Annotated in this window: 19 protein-coding genes and 1 tRNA gene; 13 read left to right on the top strand and 7 right to left on the bottom strand. The window is 61.7% G+C overall.

Going from position 1 to position 20,418, the window contains the following annotated elements:
- Nucleotides 1–691: 691 nt before the first annotated feature.
- Together G489_RS22595 and G489_RS20190 are read left to right on the top strand one after the other, a co-directional pair.
- Nucleotides 692–1,306 (top strand): TetR/AcrR family transcriptional regulator, encoded by a 615-nt coding sequence (locus G489_RS22595; RefSeq protein WP_051332548.1) that lies wholly within the window; start codon nucleotides 692–694, stop codon nucleotides 1,304–1,306.
- A 36-nt stretch (nucleotides 1,307–1,342) separates the two neighbouring features.
- Nucleotides 1,343–2,818 (top strand): MFS transporter, encoded by a 1,476-nt coding sequence (locus tag G489_RS20190; protein WP_081691533.1) that lies wholly within the window; start codon nucleotides 1,343–1,345, stop codon nucleotides 2,816–2,818.
- 128 nt (nucleotides 2,819–2,946) lie between these two features.
- Here the strand turns inward: G489_RS20190 and argB are convergent, their stop codons facing one another.
- Complete coding sequence (argB, locus tag G489_RS0110890) at nucleotides 2,947–3,861, bottom strand: acetylglutamate kinase (protein WP_029041555.1); 915 nt, start codon at nucleotides 3,859–3,861, stop codon at nucleotides 2,947–2,949.
- Between the two features lie 214 nt (nucleotides 3,862–4,075).
- Between argB and G489_RS0110895 the strand changes: the two genes are divergently transcribed.
- The 5 genes from G489_RS0110895 to G489_RS0110915 all read left to right on the top strand — a co-directional run bounded on the left by G489_RS0110895 (nucleotide 4,076) and on the right by G489_RS0110915 (nucleotide 7,640).
- Entirely contained in the window at nucleotides 4,076–4,615 is a 540-nt protein-coding gene (locus G489_RS0110895) for a sigma-70 family RNA polymerase sigma factor (RefSeq protein ID WP_029041556.1), read from the top strand.
- On the top strand, nucleotides 4,612–5,337 hold the full coding sequence (locus tag G489_RS0110900; RefSeq protein ID WP_051332549.1) for an anti-sigma factor: 726 nt from the start codon (nucleotides 4,612–4,614) through the stop codon (nucleotides 5,335–5,337). Before G489_RS0110895 ends, G489_RS0110900 begins: the two co-directional genes overlap by 4 nt.
- Nucleotides 5,338–5,501: 164 nt before the next feature.
- Complete coding sequence (locus tag G489_RS0110905; RefSeq protein WP_029041558.1) at nucleotides 5,502–6,071, top strand: fasciclin domain-containing protein; 570 nt, start codon at nucleotides 5,502–5,504, stop codon at nucleotides 6,069–6,071.
- A gap of 254 nt (nucleotides 6,072–6,325) precedes the next feature.
- Entirely contained in the window at nucleotides 6,326–6,817 is a 492-nt protein-coding gene (gene msrB / locus G489_RS0110910; RefSeq protein ID WP_029041559.1) for a peptide-methionine (R)-S-oxide reductase MsrB, read from the top strand.
- A 109-nt stretch (nucleotides 6,818–6,926) separates the two neighbouring features.
- Entirely contained in the window at nucleotides 6,927–7,640 is a 714-nt protein-coding gene (locus tag G489_RS0110915) for a type 1 glutamine amidotransferase (protein ID WP_029041560.1), read from the top strand.
- Nucleotides 7,641–7,647: 7 nt separating this feature from the next.
- Here G489_RS0110915 and yihA read toward each other — a convergent pair whose 3' ends face one another.
- From yihA to rpmH, 4 genes are read right to left on the bottom strand one after another with little or no spacing between them, the layout of a single operon-like run.
- A complete protein-coding gene (yihA, locus tag G489_RS0110920) occupies nucleotides 7,648–8,286 on the bottom strand; it encodes a ribosome biogenesis GTP-binding protein YihA/YsxC (RefSeq protein ID WP_029041561.1) in 639 nt (212 codons plus the stop codon).
- 34 nt (nucleotides 8,287–8,320) lie between these two features.
- Nucleotides 8,321–10,180 carry a membrane protein insertase YidC gene (gene yidC, locus G489_RS0110925; RefSeq protein WP_029041562.1) on the bottom strand — a complete coding sequence of 620 codons (1,860 nt, stop codon included), beginning with the start codon at nucleotides 10,178–10,180 and terminating at the stop codon, nucleotides 8,321–8,323.
- On the bottom strand, nucleotides 10,177–10,551 hold the full coding sequence (locus tag G489_RS20195) for a ribonuclease P protein component (RefSeq protein ID WP_035872499.1): 375 nt from the start codon (nucleotides 10,549–10,551) through the stop codon (nucleotides 10,177–10,179). Before G489_RS20195 ends, yidC begins: the two co-directional genes overlap by 4 nt.
- 45 nt (nucleotides 10,552–10,596) lie before the next feature.
- A complete protein-coding gene (rpmH, locus tag G489_RS0110935) occupies nucleotides 10,597–10,731 on the bottom strand; it encodes a 50S ribosomal protein L34 (RefSeq protein WP_029041563.1) in 135 nt (44 codons plus the stop codon).
- 279 nt (nucleotides 10,732–11,010) lie between these two features.
- On the opposite strand from rpmH, the gene G489_RS0110940 reads away from it, so the two are divergent.
- From G489_RS0110940 to G489_RS0110955, 4 genes are all read left to right on the top strand, one after another.
- Nucleotides 11,011–11,814: a TVP38/TMEM64 family protein gene (locus G489_RS0110940; protein ID WP_029041564.1), complete on the top strand. Its 804-nt coding sequence runs from the start codon at nucleotides 11,011–11,013 to the stop codon at nucleotides 11,812–11,814.
- A gap of 55 nt (nucleotides 11,815–11,869) precedes the next feature.
- On the top strand, nucleotides 11,870–13,297 hold the full coding sequence (locus G489_RS0110945; RefSeq protein ID WP_155889372.1) for a dihydrolipoyl dehydrogenase family protein: 1,428 nt from the start codon (nucleotides 11,870–11,872) through the stop codon (nucleotides 13,295–13,297).
- 24 nt (nucleotides 13,298–13,321) lie between these two features.
- Nucleotides 13,322–14,773, top strand: coding sequence for a sensor histidine kinase (locus G489_RS0110950; RefSeq protein ID WP_051332550.1), 1,452 nt, complete (start codon nucleotides 13,322–13,324; stop codon nucleotides 14,771–14,773).
- Nucleotides 14,774–14,901: 128 nt separating this feature from the next.
- Nucleotides 14,902–14,978: transfer RNA gene (locus G489_RS0110955), tRNA-Arg, on the top strand.
- Here the strand turns inward: G489_RS0110955 and G489_RS22765 are convergent.
- Nucleotides 14,934–15,464 (bottom strand): tyrosine-type recombinase/integrase, encoded by a 531-nt coding sequence (locus G489_RS22765; protein WP_245578908.1) that lies wholly within the window; start codon nucleotides 15,462–15,464, stop codon nucleotides 14,934–14,936. The genes G489_RS0110955 and G489_RS22765 overlap by 45 nt on opposite strands.
- A 586-nt stretch (nucleotides 15,465–16,050) precedes the next feature.
- On the bottom strand, nucleotides 16,051–16,350 hold the full coding sequence (locus tag G489_RS0110965) for a helix-turn-helix transcriptional regulator (RefSeq protein ID WP_051332551.1): 300 nt from the start codon (nucleotides 16,348–16,350) through the stop codon (nucleotides 16,051–16,053).
- A gap of 376 nt (nucleotides 16,351–16,726) precedes the next feature.
- Between G489_RS0110965 and hsdR the strand changes: the two genes are divergently transcribed.
- Nucleotides 16,727–19,177 carry an EcoAI/FtnUII family type I restriction enzme subunit R gene (gene hsdR / locus G489_RS0110975; protein ID WP_029041568.1) on the top strand — a complete coding sequence of 817 codons (2,451 nt, stop codon included), beginning with the start codon at nucleotides 16,727–16,729 and terminating at the stop codon, nucleotides 19,175–19,177.
- Between the two features lie 14 nt (nucleotides 19,178–19,191).
- Entirely contained in the window at nucleotides 19,192–20,415 is a 1,224-nt protein-coding gene (locus G489_RS0110980) for a PDDEXK-like family protein (protein ID WP_029041569.1), read from the top strand.
- Nucleotides 20,416–20,418: the final 3 nt, after the last annotated feature.

Consider the following 20,418-nt stretch of genomic DNA (forward strand, 5'->3'; position numbering starts at 1 on the left):
CGGATCAAGTCCGGGACAGCGCGAAGATTGCAGCTGTTCAACCCTTCGAGCGGCCTTTCGAGCATAGCTCTCAAGGCGTTCCTTCGCTTCCAAAGGTCCACCGGACCTTTGGATCAGGCGTCGCCCGACCGCTCCTCACTCTCAGGGTGTTCGGGCGCTGCCAAGGCTCCACCGGAGCCTTGGCTTGGGCTTTGCCCAACCGCTTCTCACTCCCTCGCGCCGGCAGGCTGGACCGAGCATGACGAGAGTGGCGAGGCGACGTTCATCTCAATCCACAACCATCTTCCGTAGAGCGGAGTATCGCACCGGCGTCCTCAATCAATCGCTTGATGGAGAAGGTGTGCGGCGGTACAAGGGAACAGAAGCGATTGATTGACGAGGTGGATTGACCGGCTGGGCACCAGATTTCTCAGGGCACAGCCTGGCCAGGGACGGTCCGAGAGAGCGGCAAGCCTGGCGCTTTGCCCGGCCCTCTGCCTGGTCCTTTCCCTCGGTGCTCGGGCCGCCGTCATCGATCGCCATTTGGTTTGGCAAGGGCAGGGCGGATCCAGTCTCCCCGCCGGTCCTTGCACATCGCGCGGATGGACCCGCCGGCAAGAGGTTTGCCGGTCCCCTGCCGGCACCGCCGCGGGCCCATCCGGACCTTGCCAGCCCGATGCCTGGCTGCAACGCTCAACACGCTGGATCACCCATGTCGGATATCGCGGCTCCCGTTGGACCGAAACGCCTTTCGAGCAAAGACCGCCGCAAGGAAATCGCCGAGGCCGCCCGTGCGCTCATCACCGAACACGGTTTTGAAGGGCTCAAGACCCGCGCCATTGCCGAACGCGTCGGGATCAATATCGCCACGCTTCACTATCACGTCTCCACCAAGGCCGAATTGCTGACCCTGGTTGCCCAGTCCCTGCGCGAGGAATTCGTGGCCCAGCGGTTGGCGCGGCCGCGTGATCTCGCCGATCCCGTCGACGCGCTCAGGGCCGAGTTCGAGGATTACCGCGAAAAATACGCGGAACGCCCGCAGACCATGGCGTTGCTCGACCGCATGCACGCCAAGGCCATGCGAGACCCCGCGGTCGATGCGATCATGGCCCCGCTGGTCGAGAACTGGTACGGCGCGGTGCGCGAAGTATTGGAAAAGGGCGTCGAGACCGGCGCCTTCCGTGCCGATCTGGATATTGAGGCCGCTGCCCGCATGATCGTTGGTGCGCTGCTGGGCTTTCGCCGCCTGCCGGGCGCCAATCCCGACATGCTCGATCGCGTGGAGGCTGAGATATGGCGCTCCATCCGGCCCGTTTCCGCCGACTGATCATTTGCTTGAAGAATTGCCGAATACGGATTTGAGATGACCGATACCGCCGCAAAACCGATCACCCCGCGCGGCAATCGCTGGGTCGCGCTGGCGATCCTGCTGATCGCCTCCTTCATGAACCTCATCGATGTCACCATCGTCAACGTCGCCCTGCCCGCCATGCAGGAGGGGTTCGATGCGACAAGCGCCGCGATCCAGTGGGTTGTCGCCGGCTATATTTTTGCCTTTGCCCTGGGCCTCTTGCCCTTCGGCCGGCTGGGCGACCGCTTCGGGCGGCGCAAATTTTTCGTGTTCGGCATTGCCGGCTTCACCTTTGCCTCGGCGCTGTGCGGTGTCGCTCCGAATATGGAAGTGCTGATCGGCGCCCGGCTGACGCAGGGGCTGTTCGCCGCCATGATGATGCCCCAGGTGATGGCCCTGATGCAGGTCATGTATGCCCCCCATGAGCGCGGCATGGCCTTTGGCATGTTCGGGACGGTGGTGGGGCTGGCCGCGGTCACGGGACCCGTGATCGGTGGCATCCTGGTCAGCGCCGATCTGTTCGGCCTGTCCTGGCGGCCCGTCTTCCTGATCAACATTCCGATCGGTATCACCGGCGCGATCCTGGGCTGGAAGATCCTGGCGAGCACCGGCGGCAACCCGGCGATGAAGGTCGATATCGCCGGGATCGCCCTTTCCATGCTGGCGCTGTTCCTGATCATCTTTCCGCTGATCGAGGGCAGGGAGATGGGCTGGCCGCTCTGGTCCTTCGTGATGCTCGGGCTCTCACCCTTAGGCTTTGCGGCGCTGCTTTACTGGACCCATCTGCGCCACAAGGCGGGGCGCTCTCAGCTCTTGCCGCATATCCTGGTTTCGAGCCGGGGGTTCCAGGTCGGCACCATCTTGTCGCTGGTCTTCTTCTCGATCATCCCGGGCTTTTTCATGATCATGGCCCTGTTCCTGCAATCGGGCTTCGGGCTCTCCCCGCTCGCCTCGGGGCTGACCAATATCCCGTTTCCCATCGGATTGATGATCGCCTCGACACTTCAGGGGCAGCTCGGCGACCGCTGGCTGCGTCAACGCCTGGTCGTCGGCATCGGCGTGATGTTCGTGGGCGTGATCCTTTTGCAAATGAGCATTGCCGGCATCGGGGACACCATCCCCGAACATGCGATCCTCGTGCCGCTGCTGATCATGGGTCTCGGATCGGGCACCTCGATCGGGGTGATGTTCCAGACCATCCTGACCACGGTGCCGGCAGAAGATGCCGGGGCCGCCTCCGGCACGCTGCAGGCCATGCAGCAGGTCGGCGGGGCGCTTGGTGTCGCCATGCTGGGGCAGATCTTCTTCTCGATCCTCGGGGATGCCGGCCCGGGCGAACACGCCATCTATGTCGAGGCGGCAACCGCTTCGATTACCTATCAGCTGGTGGCGCTGGTGGTCGTGGCGCTCCTGGTGCTGGCGCTGCCCCGCGCCCGGCGAAACCATGCCGCAAAGGGAGCGGCGGCCCGGGCGGAGGCCGCCGGCTAACCTAGTCTTTAACCTGGGGGCAGCATCCAGACCCGGGCGGCGTCAGACGGAAATGCCGAACGGATCCTGGCTCTGGTTCTATCGCGTTTCCGAGCGGTGAACCGGCATCCGTCTCAGCTGGCAGCGCGTTAAGCGCTGTCGTGACGGATCAGCGTGCCCGCGCCATGCTCGGTGAACAATTCGATCAACACCGAATGGGCGACCTTGCCATTGAGGATGACGACGGCCTGCACGCCACGCTTGAGGGCGGCGATGCAGGTCTCGACCTTGGGGATCATGCCGCCTGAAACGGTGCCGTCCCTGATCAGTGCCTCGGCCTCCGAAATCGTGAGCTCGGGAATGAGATTGCCCGATTTGTCGAGTACCCCCGGCACATCGGTCAGGAACAGCAGCCGCCGCGCGCTGAGCGAACCCGCGATGGCCCCGGCAAAGGTGTCGGCATTGATATTGTAGGTGTGTCCGTCGCGCCCCGGCGCCACCGGCGCGATCACCGGGATCATTTCGGACTTGGCCAGCAGGTCGAGGAGAGTGCGGTCGATCTCGACCGGCTCGCCGACATAGCCGAGATCGAGAATGCGCTCGATATTGCTGTCGGGATCCATGACGGTTTTGCGGGCCTTTTCCGCAAACACCATGTTCCCGTCCTTGCCGCACAAGCCGATGGCCCATTCGCCCTCGGCATTGATCATCGCCACGATTTCCTTGTTGATCGAGCCGGCCAGCACCATTTCGACGATCTCGACGGTCTTGGCATCGGTCACCCGGAGCCCGCCCTCGAACTTGGATTCGATCCCCATCTTTTCGAGCATCTGCCCGATCTGCGGCCCGCCGCCATGCACGACCACCGGGTTGACTCCCGACTGCTTCAAAAGCGCGACGTCCTGGGCAAAGGCGCGGCCGAGCTCGGGATCGCCCATGGCATGTCCGCCATACTTGATCACGATGGTCTTGTGCTCATAGCGCTGCATATAAGGCAGGGCCTGGGCGAGGATCGCGGCCTGGTTGGACTTGTCGTCATTATCGAGATTGGAGGGGTCAGACATGGCGGGCTCCGGCATTATTCATTGGAACTGATAGCGAAATCGGGCACCAAAGTCTCGCCTTGCAATGATTGCGCAAATCCGTTTTCCCCGCTCGCCCGTAAAATCCCGTTGAAGGGGTAGTTTGGACAGACGCAGCACATGGCCGATCGCCATGCGGTTGTGCTGTCGCTGCCTCCATGTCAGCATGACCACGGCAAGAGGGGCGCGGCAGAATATGTCCACCGAAGAGATTTCCGACCTCATTAAACGGGTGTCGCTGCGCGACCGCCGCGCCTTTTCCGCGCTTTATGACCGCACGAGCGCGAAACTCTTTGGCGTCTGTCTCCGTATTTTACGCAGTAGAGCCGAGGCGGAAGAAGCCATGCAGGAAGTTTACATCAAGATCTGGCAGCGCGCCGACCGCTATGTCCCCGGCCGCAACAGCCCGATCTCCTGGCTGGCCGCCATCGCCCGCAACCACGCGATCGACGTGGTGAGGGCCAGAAAGCCGGTCGCCGACGGCATCGATGCCGCGGTGGACCTGCCCGACGACGGTCCCGGCCCCGAACAGGCCGCGATCATGAGCGGCGAGGCCGGCAGACTGGGCGATTGCCTTGGCAAGCTCGATCAAAACAAGGCGGAGGCGGTCGTCTCTGCCTATATGGAAGGATATAGTTATCAGGAACTGGCGGACCGCCATGCCATCCCGCTCAACACCATGCGGACCTGGCTGCGGCGCTCCCTGATCCAGCTACGGGAATGTCTCGAACGATGAACGGCGACGAAAACACCAAGGCGGGCAAAGGCGAAGACGACAACTTCGCGGCGGCCGAGCATGTGCTCGGTCTGGCCGATGCCGAGACCCGTGCGGCGTTTGCCCGCCGGCTCGAGACCGACCGGGCGCTTGCCGAGGAAGTGGCCGGCTGGGAAACCCGGCTTTCGCCGCTCGACGGCGGCTATGAACCGGTGACCCCGCCCCCCGCGCTCAAGGCCGCGATCGAGGAGCGCCTGTTCGGTGCCGCCCCGGAAGAGACGACCGGCCTGGCGCGGCTGTGGAACTCTCTCGCCATCTGGCGTGGGCTGGCCGCCGCTACCTCCGCCGCGGCGCTGGTTGCGGTTTATCTGGCCGTCTTCCCCGCCACCACCCCGGCGCCGACCACGGTGCAGCTCGTCGCCTCCCTTGAGGCCGAGGGCGCCGCCACCCAGTTGCTCGCCCTGTTTGACCCGGGCACGGGCCAGTTGAGGGTCACACCCTTGAGCGTGCAGCCGGTCGAGGACCGTGATTTCGAAGTGTGGTTCATCGAGGCGGATTCAGCGCCGATCTCCGTCGGCGTGATCTCCCAGCACGAACACAACACGGTCGATATCTCCGAGGCGCTGCAGCGTGCCATCCATGAAGGCACCACGATTGCCATCTCGCTCGAACCGCTGGGCGGTTCGCCCACCGGGCAGCCGACCGGGCCTGTGGTGGCCGCGGGTCAGGCTAACCTGATCTGATCGAGCTCATCTTTTTTGCATCGTTGCGGGCGGTTTCGGAAAAAATCTGAAACCGCCCGAAACTTTTCTGAACCCGGCTCCGTAGCTCCAGCTGCATACCCGGAAACAGACCGGGAAAGCATTCAGAGACGCAAACAGAGACAAAGAACCAAGGAGCCCCCATCATGTTCATTCGTACTCTTGCGATCGCCTCCACCCTGGCCGTTGGCGCCACTGCCGGTGCCGCCTATGCCCAGGACAATCCCATGGTCGGCGGCGCGCCGATGTATGCGGACAAGAACATCATCGAAAACGCCGTGAACTCGGCCGACCACACCACCCTGGTTGCCGCCGTCAAGGCTGCCGGCCTGGTCGAGACCCTTTCCGGCGAAGGCCCCTTCACCGTTTTCGCGCCGACCAATGCGGCCTTCGAAAAGCTGCCGGAAGGCACTGTCGAGAGCCTGCTGCAGCCTGAAAACAAGGATCAGCTGGTCAAGATCCTGACCTGCCACGTGGTTGCTGCCGACGCCATGTCGGATGCCATTCGCGGCATGATTGACGATGATGGCGGCGCCCATCCGGTCCCCACCGTCGGTGGTTGTGAACTGACCGCCACCTATTCGGGTGACGACATCATGATCGAAGACGAGCAGGGCAATGTCGCCAATGTCACCATTGCCGACGTCGACCAGTCCAACGGCGTGATCCACGTGATCGACACCGTGCTGCTGCCGGCTGCCGACGACGCGATGTAATCGGGTCGAATTCGAACCGACCGGCCGGGCGGTAACGCCCGGCCAACGCGACGGTGGGCCCGAGTACCCGCTTGTCGGACCCGCCGCAAAGGTCCCGTGTGCCCGCATTTCAACTGCCCCTCTGCCTGAAGACGGGGACACGGGGCCGCCCCTCAACACCAGATTCGATCACGAAACCGCTCGCGCCCTCGTGTTTTTCTGTTCATCGCCGTCTTTGCTAGAGCATTGAACGAGCAATCCTACGGGAGACAGTTATGAAACGCCGAAATCTACTCCTCGCTGGCAGCGCGTTCGCGACCCTGGGCATTGCCGGGCTTGGCCTGCGCATCGGGTCCTCCGGCGAAGCGCTTGCCGAGGAATTCGAGATCACCAAGACCCCCGAGGAATGGCGCGCCATCCTCACCGACTTCGAATATCGCGTGCTGCGCGAAGAGGCCACCGAGCGCCCCTACACCTCGGACCTGTTGAAGGAAAAGCGTGAAGGCACCTTCACCTGCGCCGGCTGCGACCTGCCGCTTTATGCCTCGAGCACCAAATATGACAGCGGCACCGGCTGGCCGAGCTTCTGGGAAGCACTCCCCAATGCCGTCGGCACCAAGGTCGACAACAAGCTCTTCATGACCCGCACCGAGGTGCATTGCCGCCGCTGCGGCGGACACCTGGGCCACATCTTCGACGATGGTCCCGAGCCGACCGGCAAACGCCACTGCATCAACGGCGTGTCGCTCGACTTCGTGGCGGCCTGATCCGGATCAACCCTCCTCCTCCCTGACCCTCCACGACGTCGAAAGCGGGTGGCATCGCGCCACCCGCTTGGTTACATAGCGCTCTGGCACTCTCAGCCACAGGGCAGACATGAAACTCACAATTCTTGAAACCGGCCATGTGCCCGAACCGCTCTTTTCCCGGTTCGGCGCCTATCCGAAAATGTTCGAAACCATGTTCGAACGGGCCGGCCAATCCTTCGATATCGAGACTGTGCGCGTGATCGACGGCGCGCCGTTCCCCGAGCCCGATGAGGCCGGCGCCGTGATGCTGACCGGTTCGCCCGCCGGGGTCTATGAAGATCACCCCTGGCTGCCGCCATTGCGAGAATTCATCCGCAAGGCCTATGCCGGACGGACCCCCATGGTCGGCATTTGTTTCGGCCACCAGATCATCGCCGATGCGCTGGGCGGGGATGTCCGCAAGTCGAAAAAGGGCTGGGGCATGGGCCGCCATGTCTATCGGCGGCGCGCCAGTCCCACCGCGCTGGGTGAACTGCCGGAAACGCTCGCCATCGCCGCCAGCCATCAGGACCAGGTTCTGACCCCGCCCGCGGAAGCGACCGTGATTTATGGATCCGACTTCGCGCCCAATGCCTGCCTTTTCTATGCCAATGGCCAGGTCCTGAGCCTGCAGCCGCACCCCGAATTCACCCCTGAATTCGCCATCGGCCTCGCCGAATTCCGGCGTGGCACGGTGGTGTCCGAGGAAATTGCCGACAAGGCCATCGCCTCATTCAGCGAGCCTCTCGACAATTCATGGGCAGCGAAGTGGATCGGCCGCTTCCTGAGCGAACGCGCCTGACGTCAGGCTAGCCCATCTCGGCGATGGTGGCGCGCAGCTCTTCGAGCCCGTCGCCTTTCTCCGCGGAGGTGACAATCAGGCCGGGAAAGGCCGCAGGACGCTTTGACAGCGTCGCATCGGTCCGGGCGATGACGGTCTCGAGTTCGCCGGTCTTGAGCTTGTCGGCCTTGGTGAGAACGCCCTGATAGCTGACGGCGGCGCTGTCGAGCTCGTTCATGACGGTCGCGTCATTGGCCTTGATGCCATGGCGCGCATCGATCAGCACGAACACCCGGCGCAGCGAGGGGCGGCCCTTGAGGTAGGCGTGGATCAGCTTGTTCCACGCCGTAACTGCAGGCTGTGGCGCCTTGGCAAAGCCGTAACCGGGCATGTCGACGATCCGGAACGGTCCGCCTTCGGCCTCAAAGATATTGAGTTCCTGGGTGCGCCCCGGCGTATTCGATGTCCGCGCCAGGCCGGACTGGCCTGTCAGCGCGTTGATCAGCGAGGATTTGCCGACATTCGAACGCCCGGCAAAGGCCACTTCCACCCGGTCGGCGGGCGGCAGGTCCTTGACCGACACGCAGCCCTTCACGAACACCCAGGGCCGGGCGAACAGCAATCGCCCGGTCTCAACCGTTTCAGGATCTTTCGGGGTGTCGTTCATGCGAACCGGCCTTGGAGAGAGGGCGCTCAGACCCTCAGCTCTTGGCACCACCCTCGTCAGGCTTCTTGCGCTTGAACGCGGAGGCGATGTTCCCCAGAAGGTTCACCTCGACACCGTGCCGGCGCATGATCACATATTGCTGGATCACCGACAGGAAGTTGTTCCACGCCCAATAGATGACCAGACCCGCGGGGAAGCCGGCCAGCATGAAGGTGAACACCACCGGCATCCAGGTGAAGATCAGCTGCTGGGTTTCGGCATTCGGGCCACTCGGCGGCGGGTTAAGCCGCATCTGCACGAACATGGTGATACCCATGATCAGCGGCCATACGCCCAGCGACAGGAAGCCGCCAATGACCGGCACAACGCTCGGATCATAGGGCAGCAGCCCGGCCAGGTTGAAGATCGAAGTCGGATCGGGCGCCGCCAGATCCTGAATCCAGCCGAAGAACGGAGCGTGCCTCATCTCGATGGTGATGAACAGGGTCTTGTAAAGTGCAAAGAACACCGGAATCTGGATGAGGATCGGCCAGCAGCCGGCCAGCGGGTTGATCTTCTCCCGCTTGTAGAGCTCCATCATCGCCTTTTGCTGCTCGGCCCGGTCGTCCTTGAAGCGCTCCTGGATCGACTTCATCTCCGGCTGCACCTTCTTCATCGACGCCATCGAGGCGTAGGACTTGTTGGCGAACCAGAAGAACAGGATCTTGATGATGACGGTCACGGCCAGGATCGACAGGCCGAAATTGCCAAGCACGCCGTAGAGCGCCTTGATCAGGTAGAACATCGGCTTGGTGATGAAGTGCAGCCAGCCCCAGTCGATCAGCAGTTCGAGCCGGTCGACACCGATCTCCTGCTGGTACTGGTCGAGAATTTCCTCGACCTTCGCCCCGGCGAACACGTAGCCAACCGATTTGGCTTCGCCGCCACCCGGCACAACCACAGGCGAACGACCGACATAGCTGGTCTGGTAATTGTCGCGCGCCCCGGTACCCGAATAGGAAAAACGTGCATTGATCGCGGATTCGGGGTCGGGAAACACGGCGGTCGCCCAGTATTTATCGGTAATCCCGAGCCAGCCGCCCGTGGCCTCGACATCGATCTGGCTGTCATCCTTGACGTTGCCATAGGTCAACTCCATCAGGTTCTTGTCGCCAAGAACGCCGATGGGGCCTTCATGCAGGATGAAGAAGCCGGAGGTGCGCGGCGTTTCCTGCCGCATGACCAGCGAATAAGGGAACAGGGCGACATCGCCCCCGGTCGAATTCGCGACCGATTGCTCGATGGTGAACAGATAGTCCTCATCGACAGAAATCGTGCGCGAAAAGGTCAGCCCCTCGCCATTGTCCCAGGTCAGGGTCACCGGCGAAGAAGTGGTCAGCGTATCATTGCCCGAAACCGACCAGACCGTATCCGCGCCGGGCAGGCCGTCGCGCTTGCCGCCCGCACCGATCCAGCCCTGTTCGGCATAATAGCCATGCGGGGACCCGGCCGGCGACAGCAGCGTCACGGTCGGGCTGTCGTCCTCGATGGTCTGGCGGTACTTCTTGAGTTCGAGGTCGTCGATCCGTCCGCCGGTCAGATTGATCGAGCCGGACAGCGACGGCGTGTCGATCTTTACCCGGTCGCTCGCCGCGATCAATTCTTCGCGCGTGCCGGCGACAGCACTGACCGCACCCGGCTGGGCCGTGGTGGTGGCGTTGGACTGAGTGGACCCGTCAGGCGTCGGTAGAACAGATTCCCCGTTTGCCGCCGCTTCAGCCTCCGCCTGCGCCTGTTGCTGCTCGGCCTGCTGTTGCGCGCGCTCGAGCTGCGGGCCCGAAATGAAGAACTGCCATCCCAGAAGGACCGCCAGAGACAGGGCGAAGGCGAGGATGTAGTTGCGGGTTTCGTTCATGATCTGCCTGTCGGTTTACCGGATTTCCGGTTGGCGCGCGGCGCCGTGATCTCTGTGAGAGCGCCTGCAAGACCGTCAACCAGCCGCTCGAAGGGTTCATGTAGCGTTTCCCGCCGGCCGATCAACACGAACTCGAAACCCTTGGGAAAATGGAGCGCATTGGCCGCAGCCGCTGCGCGAAGGCGCCTTTTGACCCGATTGCGTTGCGGCGCGTTGCCGACCCGCTTGGAAGCGGTGAAGCCGAGCCCGGGCTCGATTTCGGCGCTCTCTGCTGCCGGCAATCTGACCGCCTGCAAGACAAAGCCGCGCCGGACGATTTTCCGTCCACGCGCGGCTCGAAGAAATTGTGCTCTGGCGGTCAGGCGGCGCATCGGCGTGTCTCCTCTGAGGAGCACCGGCCCGCTCGCTGCCAGGCCTTAAGCGGAGAGCCGCTTGCGGCCGCGCCGGCGGCGGGCATTGAGGACCTTGCGGCCATTCTTGGTGGCCATGCGGGCCCGGAAACCGTGACGCCGGCTGCGCACCAGGCGGCTGGGCTGGAACGTACGCTTCATCGTAAACCTTTCGCCGCCTCGATTGCGGCGCCTCTTAGAAATCTCAAAGGCGGTGGAGCCCGGCGACGGCACAATTCATGCACGCCTGGTGACCGGAGCCGTGCCAAGTTGGGCGGCTTATAGGCAATCGCGCATTTCAAGTCAACGCGTCCGGCGCCTCCGATCGCGGAATTTGCATCGGATTTCACGCCGCGTCACAACTGGGCGAGAGGGATATCGGATGCGCGGTCAGCCGACTATCGTTCTGCCGCAACATATTAACCGCGATCCGGACCTTTCATGATCGAGAACGAAACCGTCAGCCAGCCCGATACCGGCACGCAAAAAGCCGGCCGGACGCCGCTTTGGAAGCGGCTTTTGCCTCTTGGCGTGCTGGTTGCCATTGTCGCTGTGGCGTTCTCGCTGGGCCTGCATCGCTACCTCTCGGTCGATGCACTGATCTCGAACTATCTCGATATCCGTGCCTTCGTCGCCGAACAGGGATTTGTCGCGCTCTTGATCTTCGGTGCCGTCTACGCCGTGGCCACGGCGTTGAGCTTCCCCGCCGGCTGGCTGCTCACGGTGATGGCGGGGCTGTTGTTTGGTTGGGTCGCCGGTACGCTGACGGTGATGGTGGGGGCGACGATCGGCGCCTGCGCCATCTATTGGGTGGCGCGCACCGCGCTGTCGGACTTCTTTCGCGCCCGGGCGGGCAAGACCCTCAACCGCCTGCGCGAAGGCTTCAAGGCGGACGAAGTCAGCTATATGCTGTTCTTGCGCCTTGTCGCTGCCTTTCCTTTTTCGGTCGTCAATTTCGCGCCGGGCGTGCTGGGTGTCAGTTTCTCGACCTATGCCTGGACGACATTTGTCGGCATCGCGCCGGGCACTGCCGCCTATGCCTTTGCCGGCGAAGGCCTGGCAAGCGTCATCGAGGCCCAGGCGCGCGCCAATGAAGGGTGTTTCGACCTCGGGCAATCGAGCTGCGATTTCTCGCTCGATCCCTCGAGCATCGTCACCCCGCAAATCCTGATTGCCTTCGCCGCGCTCGGGGTGGTGGCGCTGATCCCGGTTGCCATCAAGCGCCTGCGTGGGGCAGGAAAATAACCGGGATCGAAACCGACCGTTTCAACCAACCGCGACCAAAATGGAGCCTGCCGGCATGGCCGACCCCCTGACACCTGATATCTGCGTCATCGGCGGCGGGTCCGCCGGGTTGACCGTGGCGGCTGCGGCAAGCCAGCTCGGCGCCGATGTGGTGCTCGTTGAAAAGGCCAAGATGGGCGGCGATTGCCTCAATTATGGCTGCGTCCCCTCCAAGGCGCTGATCGCAGCGGCCAAGCATGCCCATACCTTCACGGCTTCCGAGGCCTTCGGCATCAAGTCCATGACCCCCGAAATCGATTTCGAGGCGGTCAATGCTCATATCAAGGGCGTCATCGGCCACATCGCGCCGCACGATTCCGTCGAGCGTTTCGAGGGGCTGGGCGTGACGGTCATCGAGGACGAAGCGGTTTTCACAGGCAAGACGACATTGATGGCCGGGGAGACCGAGATTCATGCCCGCCGCTATGTGATCGCGACGGGGTCGCGTCCGGTCGTGCCGCCCATCGAGGGGCTGGGTGATGCGCCCTATCTCACCAACGAGACAATCTTCGATCTGACCGAAAAGCCCGAACACCTGGTGATCATCGGGGGCGGGCCGATCGGCATGGAAATGGCCCAGGCCTATCGCCGGCTCGGCTCGAAAGTAACGGTGCTCGAGGCCGAGAAGGCGCTCAGTCGGGAAGATCCTGAATTGCGCTCGATCGCCATCGACCGGGTGCTGGCCGAAGACATCGATCTGCGCGAGGGCGTCAAGGCGACCCGCGTTGCCCGCAAGGATGGCGGCATTGCCGTCACCATTGCCGGGCTGGATACCGAGGAAACGGTGACCGGCAGCCATTTGCTGGTCGCGGTGGGCCGCGCGCCCAATGTCGAGGGGCTGGGACTCGAGGCGGCAAAGGTGAAGACCACCAAGGCCGGCATCAAGGTGAGCAGCGGTCTCAAGACCTCCAACCGCCGCATTTATGCGGTCGGCGACGTCAATGGCGGTCCGCAATTCACCCATTCGGCGGGCTATGAAGGCGGGCTCGTGGTGCGCAACGCGCTCTATCGCCTGCCGATCAGGCGCAATCCCGTGATCATTCCGCGCGCGACCTACACCGACCCCGAAATTGCCTGGGTCGGGCTCGACGAGGCCGCAGCCCGCCGCAAATACAACAATCGCTTCAAGGTGCTGCGCTGGGACTATGGCGACAATGACCGCGCCGCTGCCGAACGGCGAACGGACGGACTTTTGAAGGTGTTGACCGACAGGGGTGGCACCATCATCGGCGCCGGAGCTGTGGGCCCGCTGGCCGGGGAGATGATTGCGCTCTATGCGCTGGCCGTGGCCAACCGCCTCAAGGTCGGGGCCTTTACCAGGATGGTCGCGCCCTATCCCACGATCACCGAGGCGGCCAAGCGCATTGCGGTCGAATTCTACCGGGACAAGCTCGACAATCCCTGGCTGCTGCGGCTTCTCAAGCTTAACCGTTTGTTGGGCTGAGCATTTCCGGCTAACACTAGCCCCATGGATGAGAGAGCCGCGGTCACCGAGACTTTGCCGGCCGACGCGCCTGTGGCGCGGCGTGGCTTTGGCCTGTCCGTCAAGCTGATCGCCATGATCATCGTCACCATCCTGGCGGTGGAAGTGCTCATCTATCTGCCGTCGGCCGCCAATTTCCGCGCCAACTGGCTCGATGACAAGATCCGCGTGGCCGGGGTCGCCGCCCGCGTGCTCGACATCGTGCCCGACGCCATGGACGTGCCCGAGGAACTGGCCGACGGGCTGCTGGCTTCCGCCGGGGCGGCGGCGTTGATCGTCAGGCGCGACGGACAGAGCCAGCTTGTCGAAAAGACCGACATGCCCATGCCCAAGACAGCGGTCGAGGCGGATATGCGCGATGCCGGGCCGATGAACCTGATCGGCGGCGCGCTGGACACGCTTTTCCGCGGCGGCGACCGCACCTTGCGCATCATCGGCACCCCGCCCGAAGACGCCGACGCCATTGTCGAGATCCTGGTGCCCGAAGCGCCGCTGCGCGCCGAACTGCTCGACTATTCGCGCAACATCTTTCTTTTGTCGCTGATCGTCGCCGCCTTTACCGCGATCGCGATCTTCCTGTTCCTCAACCGGCTGCTCGTGCGCCCGATCGGGCGCATGACCCAGAACATGGTCGCCTTCCGCCGCACCCCGGAAAATGCGACCCGCATCATCACGCCGTCATCCCGCAAGGACGAGATCGGCATTGCCGAACGCGAGTTGGCGGCCCTCGAGACCGATCTGTTCGAGATGCTGCACCAGCGCAAGCATCTGGCGGATCTGGGCCTGGCGGTGGCCAAGATCAATCACGATCTCAGGAACACGCTGACCTCGGCCCAGCTCCTCTCCGACCAGGTGGCAACGCTCGACGATCCCAAGGTGCAGCGGCTTGCACCGCGGCTGGTGCAGACCCTCGACAAGGCGATCAACTTCGCCCAGTCGGTGCTCGATTATGGCCGCACCGCCACCGCCGCGCCCAAGCCCCAACCGGTCGATATGCGGGCGCTGATCATCGAGGCCGCTGCGGAGGCGGGCCTGTTCGGCCATCCCGAGATCACCTTCGAGAACACGGTGCCCGACGATCTGATTCTCAGCCTCGACCCGGATCAGACGGCCCGCATCTTCGTCAACCTGATCAAGAACGCCCGCGAAGCGCTCGAAACCCGTCATGGCGAGGAGCCGGCCCGGATTGCCATCCGCCATCACGAGGCAGGGGATTGGGTCACGATCGAGATTGCGGACAATGGTCCCGGCCTGCCGCCGCGCGCCCGCGACAATCTGTTCCGCGCCTTTGAAGGCTCGGGCCGGGCAGGGGGCACGGGGCTAGGGCTCGTCATCGCCCGCGAACTGACAGAGGCGCATGGCGGGCGCCTGCGGCTTGTGGATACCGAAAAGGGCACGTGTTTCGCCATCGACCTGCCCGCTGACCGGCTGGTCTGAGGCCTCGTCCGGCCCTGGGCAAAAATCCTTCAGCCTCGCCCCTTGCATTCACCGCGCTGCCGGTATAAGCCTCATCGCCGCGAACCGGACCCGCACCCTTTCGGGCGTCAAACGGTCCATCGCACTGCGCGCTCGTAGCTCAGCTGGATAGAGCACCAGACTACGAATCTGGGGGTCGGGAGTTCGAATCTTCCCGAGCGCGCCAATACTTACCCGCTTCTGGCGTGTCGTGATTTGCAGCCCGTTTTGCAAAATCCGTTTCCAATACGTTCTCGTATTTGGCCATGGCGCTATCCGCCATCGTGCTGGTCCGCGCCAGATACTTGTCGAGGATTTCCTGCGCGCGGCGCAGGGAGTGGCCGGTCACAGCGACGATCTCGCCAAGGTTGCAACCCGCCTGAAAGAGCATCGTGACCGCGGTTCCGCGAAGATCATGAAAATTGAGACCGTCAATCCCGGCTGCCTTGCATGTCTCTTTCCACTGGCGGGCGAAATAACGTTTCTTGAAGGCGAGGCCCGTCTTGGTTGACAAGATGAGCGTCGACCGACGTTCCGCCTTATCAAGGGCAGACTTCAGGGCGTTAGTGCACTTGATGCGGACCTCCCGGCCGGGTTTGCCGTTGCGGGCCGTCTTCCCTTGCCGGAGTGTGATATGCGTGCCGCTGTAATTGCTCCAAGCCAACCGAAGCAGGTCGCCCTGGCGCTGGCCGGTGTGAAGAGCCAGCATCATCGCGAGCTGCATTTCTGGTGATGCGACAGACGTGAATGCATCGACATGCTCGGGCAGCCAGATCTTGTCCGACCGGTCACCAGAATAAGCGCGATCAAAACTCTCAAGAACGTTTTTGCGAAGCGGTCCGTCCTTGGCGCCCCACGAAAGGACCCGGGCAAGGATGGTGAGGCGGTTGTCGGCCTCGCGCGGCTTGTCCTCCGAAAAGCTGTCATGCCAATTGAGAACATCGCGCCGGAACTCTTTCTCCTCGAGCGCCGGATAGGGAACGGATCCGTATTTGCCATCCCAAAAAGTCAGGACGCGCCGGTATTCCTTTTTTGTGCTGGTAGCGAGTTTCCGCCATTTGTTGGTCTTCTCAAACTCACGGATCAAGCCCGCGAGTGTGCCTGCCAAACGATCGCGGTTCTTGGATTCAGCTGCTGCGATGCAGGTCAGGAACTCCGCGGAGCCGGGCTCGCCGTGCAGCCGCGTTCCGGTCGCGCGATGATAGTAGTAGGTTACGCTGCGACCGTCGGCGAGTTTGCGCGTTGTCCGGTTGATGCCCTTAAGCCTTGCCCGCATGTTCCGCCTTCCACTTCTCGAAATTGGAAATACCACTTTGATTGTTGTGAGCCGCAGTGCGGCTCGACAATCCACTGGACTGGTTGAGAGACTGGTCAATGGCGTGCTTGTCCCACCGACGAACCCGGCCATAATCATCAATGGGCGACGGGAGCTTTCCCCGGTTGACCAACTGGCTGAAGTGGCCTGGGCTCACACCAACATAGCTGGCTGCTTCTTTGCGGTTCAGCACGCGGCGTAGCTCCGGGGGGAGCGCGTGAATGACCTTGGCGGTGATGAGCATGGGGCGGGTATCCTTCGCAATTCGACGTTCAATTGCGTTATAGCGTTCGCGCCACGGCATGCGCCGAAAAATGAAAAATATTTTTCTACGACGGCAATTCATCGACCAAGATGCGACGGACTTCGTGCCGGGTCACAAGCAATTCTATGAGGTCATCAAGCAGCTCTACTCGGCTGGACGCAAAGCAACTTCCTGCTATGGTCCTCAAATCGCAGTCGATTGTGCCTGACCATGCAAACGCCGGAACAAAAAGCGCGAGAGACAATAAACCAGGCGCTCGAGGCTGCCGGCAGGGTGGTCCGGTCGCCGCGCAGACCTGAATGCAGCTCAGTAGTTTGCGGCGCCTCTAGATGCACCGGGGAGGCTACTGTTCAGCATGGATAAGCGAAGCCTCTCTGAACGCGATATCTGCACGAAGTTCATTACTCCGGCCCTTCGCAAGGCGGGCTGGGATGAGATGCTGCAGATCCGGGAGGAGGTGAGCTTCACCAAGGGCCGCCTCACAGTGCGCGGCAAGATGGTTTCCCGTGGCAAGGGAAAGCGTGCCGACTACATCCTATACTACAAGCCCAACATCCCGATCGCGCTGATCGAGGCGAAGGACAACACCCACAGTGTGGGCGATGGCATCCAGCAAGCGCTTGACTATGCAGAGACGCTGGATATCCCGTTCGTATTCTCCTCGAACGGCGATGGTTTCGTCTTCCACGACAGGACAGGTGCCAGCGATCCACGCGAAACCACATTTTCGCTCGATGGCTTTCCCGCGCCAACGGACCTCTGGGCACGGTTCAGCAATTGGAAAGGCCTGGATAGCGAAGCCGAGGAAACCGTGCTTCAGGATTACTACGACGACGGTAGCGGCAAGGCGCCTCGCTATTACCAGGTTAATGCGATCAACAGGACGATTGAGGCCATCGCAAAAGGGCAGGACCGTGTGCTGCTCGTCATGGCGACAGGCACGGGCAAGACCTATACGGCATTTCAGATCATCTGGCGCCTTTGGAAAGCGGGCCGGAAGAAACGCATCCTGTTTCTCGCCGATCGCAACGTTCTGATCGACCAGACCATGGTCAACGACTTCCGTCCTTTTGGCGGAACGATGGCCAAGCTGTCGACCAGTGCAAAGACCATCGAACGGCAGGACGGCAGCACCGAAGATGTGACCCTGGCTCTCGACAAGAAGCGGCGCATCGACACCGCCTACGAGGTCTATCTCGGACTCTATCAGGCCATTACCGGGCCGGAGGAGCGTCAGAAGCTTTTCCGCGAATTCTCGCCCGGTTTCTTCGATCTTATCGTGATTGACGAATGTCACCGCGGCAGCGCAGCAGAGGACTCTGCCTGGCGCGAGATTCTCGGATACTTCTCCTCGGCGACCCAAATCGGCCTGACGGCGACGCCGAAGGAAACAAAATACGCATCCAACATCGCCTATTTTGGTGATCCGGTGTTCTCCTACTCCCTCAAGGAGGGAATCCAGGATGGCTTCCTAGCACCTTACAAGGTGGTCAAGGTGCATATCGACCGGGATGTAGAAGGCTATCGTCCGGAGAAGGGCCAACTCGACCGCGACGGCTTGGAAGTTGAGGATCGCATCTACAACACCAGGGACTTCGATCGGACTCTCGTCATCGACGATCGAACAAGGCTTGTTGCCGAAAAGGTCACTCAGTTCCTCAAGGAGAGTGGCGACCGCTACCAGAAAACGATCGTGTTTTGTGTCGATCAGGAACACGCCGCTCGAATGCGACAGGCACTGATCAACGAAAATGCGGACCTGGTCGCCGAGAATCCGCGCTACATCATGCGCATCACCGGAAGTGATGCTGAAGGCCAGGCGCAATTGGGAAACTTCATCGACCCAGAATCCAGATGGCCGGTGATCGTCACCACGTCCCGGCTATTGTCGACGGGCGTGGATGCCCAGACTTGCCGTCTGATTGTGCTGGATCGAGAAGTCGGCTCAATGACAGAGTTCAAGCAGATTGTCGGCCGCGGCACGCGCGTGCATGAAGATACCCGGAAGTTCTATTTCACCCTTATCGACTTTCGAGGTGCGACCACACATTTCGCGGATCCGGATTTTGACGGCGATCCGGTCCAGATCTACGAACCCAAACAAGGAGACCCGATCGACCCGCCGGATGACGGTTTGGACGGCTTCGGTGAAGGCGACCAAGAGCCGTTTGAACCTGACGGCGATGAGGTCATCCTCGATCAGCCGGGCCTGCCACTTCCACCTACGGGCGGGCCGCAGAAGAAAGTCTATGTTGATGGGGTTGGCGCGACGATCGTTGCCGAGCGCGTGGAATATCTCGATGGAAACGGCAAGCTCGTCACGGAGTCACTCCGGGACTTCACCAAGCGCGCCATCCGCAAGCACTTCGCCAGCCTCGACGACTTCCTGAGACGTTGGAACAGTGCCGAGCGCAAACAGGCCGTTCTGGAAGAACTCGAAGCCGAGGGCCTGCCGCTCGATCCTATCGTCGAGGAACTCGGCCGCGACCTCGACCCCTTCGACCTGATCTGTCACGTTGCCTTTGATGCCAAGCCATTGACCCGGCGCGAGCGTGCGGAGAACGTCAAGAAGCGGGATGTGTTCGCCAAACATGGCGATCAGGCCCGTGCCGTTCTCGACGCACTCCTGGCCAAATATGCTGACGAGGGCGTGTTGAACCTCGATGACACGAACGTCCTGCGCATCGCGCCCTTCTCCGCCATCGGCACACCGATCGAACTGGTCAAGGCATTCGGCGGGCGACCCGGCTTCGAGCAGGCCGTTCGTGAGATGCAATCGGAAATCTATCGGAGCACCGCAAGTTGACGTCAAGCTTGACCATGCCCGAAGCGCTATCGGCACTCGTCATGGATGATGAGGACCTGAGCGAACTCGAGGCGCTGGTTGCGAAGTTCAACATGTTCCGGGTCCTGAAAGCTGGGCAGAACGAGCTGCGTCACTCGAACATGCTGGTCTGGCTGTTTAAGCCGACCGAAAGCCACGGTCTGGACGAACAGTTTCTAAGGCGTTGGCTGATGGAGGTCATGCATTCTGCCAATCAGAACAACGACGCAGTTCCTAAGTCACGATCTCCGGTTTGGATTGACGCGGCCACCATCTCAAATGTTGAGGTTCATAGAGAGTGGCACAACATTGATATCATTTTGGAATTCTCTCTTTCGGTTCTGGGTAAGCAGACAGATTGGGTCATCGCCATCGAAAACAAGGTCAACGCAAAGCAGGGCAAATCCCAGCTGCAGGGCTACCGAAGGAGGATTGATGAACACTTTCAGGGAGCAGACGAGCGCAGCTTCGTCTTCCTCACCAAGAATGAGGAGCCGCCGGCGGATCCGGCCTGGCTCACATCGACCTATTCGGATGTCCTTCGTGCCCTGGAGCGAAGCGTCGCCGCGCAAAGGGACACGATCGGACGTGAGCCTCTATTTCTGATCGAGCAATATATGGAACTTTTGAGGGAGGAATTCTTGGAAGACACCGAGGCCGTCGAACTTGCGCGTGCCATCTACAAGCGGCATGCCGCAGCAATCGACTTCATTTTTGAATGCAAGGTTGACCCCATTTTCGAACTCTCCAATCGCTTGGAGGACCGGCTCAGAAACAATGAGGAACAGTTGGGCATCGCCATGTCCAAATCGGGTAAGGGCCGTGTTCGCCTCATTCCCAAGGCATGGGACACCATGGCAAACGCTGCAGGGCGGGCCTGGGGCGAAAACGGTCACTTTGTTGTCCTCGAGCTTGATTTCTACCCAAAGGTCGTTGAACTGAACATTGTCGCGGGGGACGGCCCAGAAGACTGGAGGGACAAGCTTTGGGAGCGTTGCGGCGAACCGCCGCTGCAGAGATCGCAAAGGACGATACCCCGTCGTTTTCTGAAGGCATATCGCGGAAAGTCAAACATTCGCGTCAATGGCGTCGCCGACCTCGATCTGGATCTCGAATCCATTGAGGACGAGATATTCGAGTGGGTGAAGGCACATCTGAAGTCGCACAAATTTCAGGAAGCGCAGAATGTAATCACGGGTTTCATCAAGGAACTACCATAGCCT

Origin of the sequence: Cucumibacter marinus DSM 18995, from assembly GCF_000429865.1 — a bacterium.
Taxonomy (GTDB): Bacteria; Pseudomonadota; Alphaproteobacteria; order Rhizobiales; family Devosiaceae; genus Cucumibacter; species Cucumibacter marinus.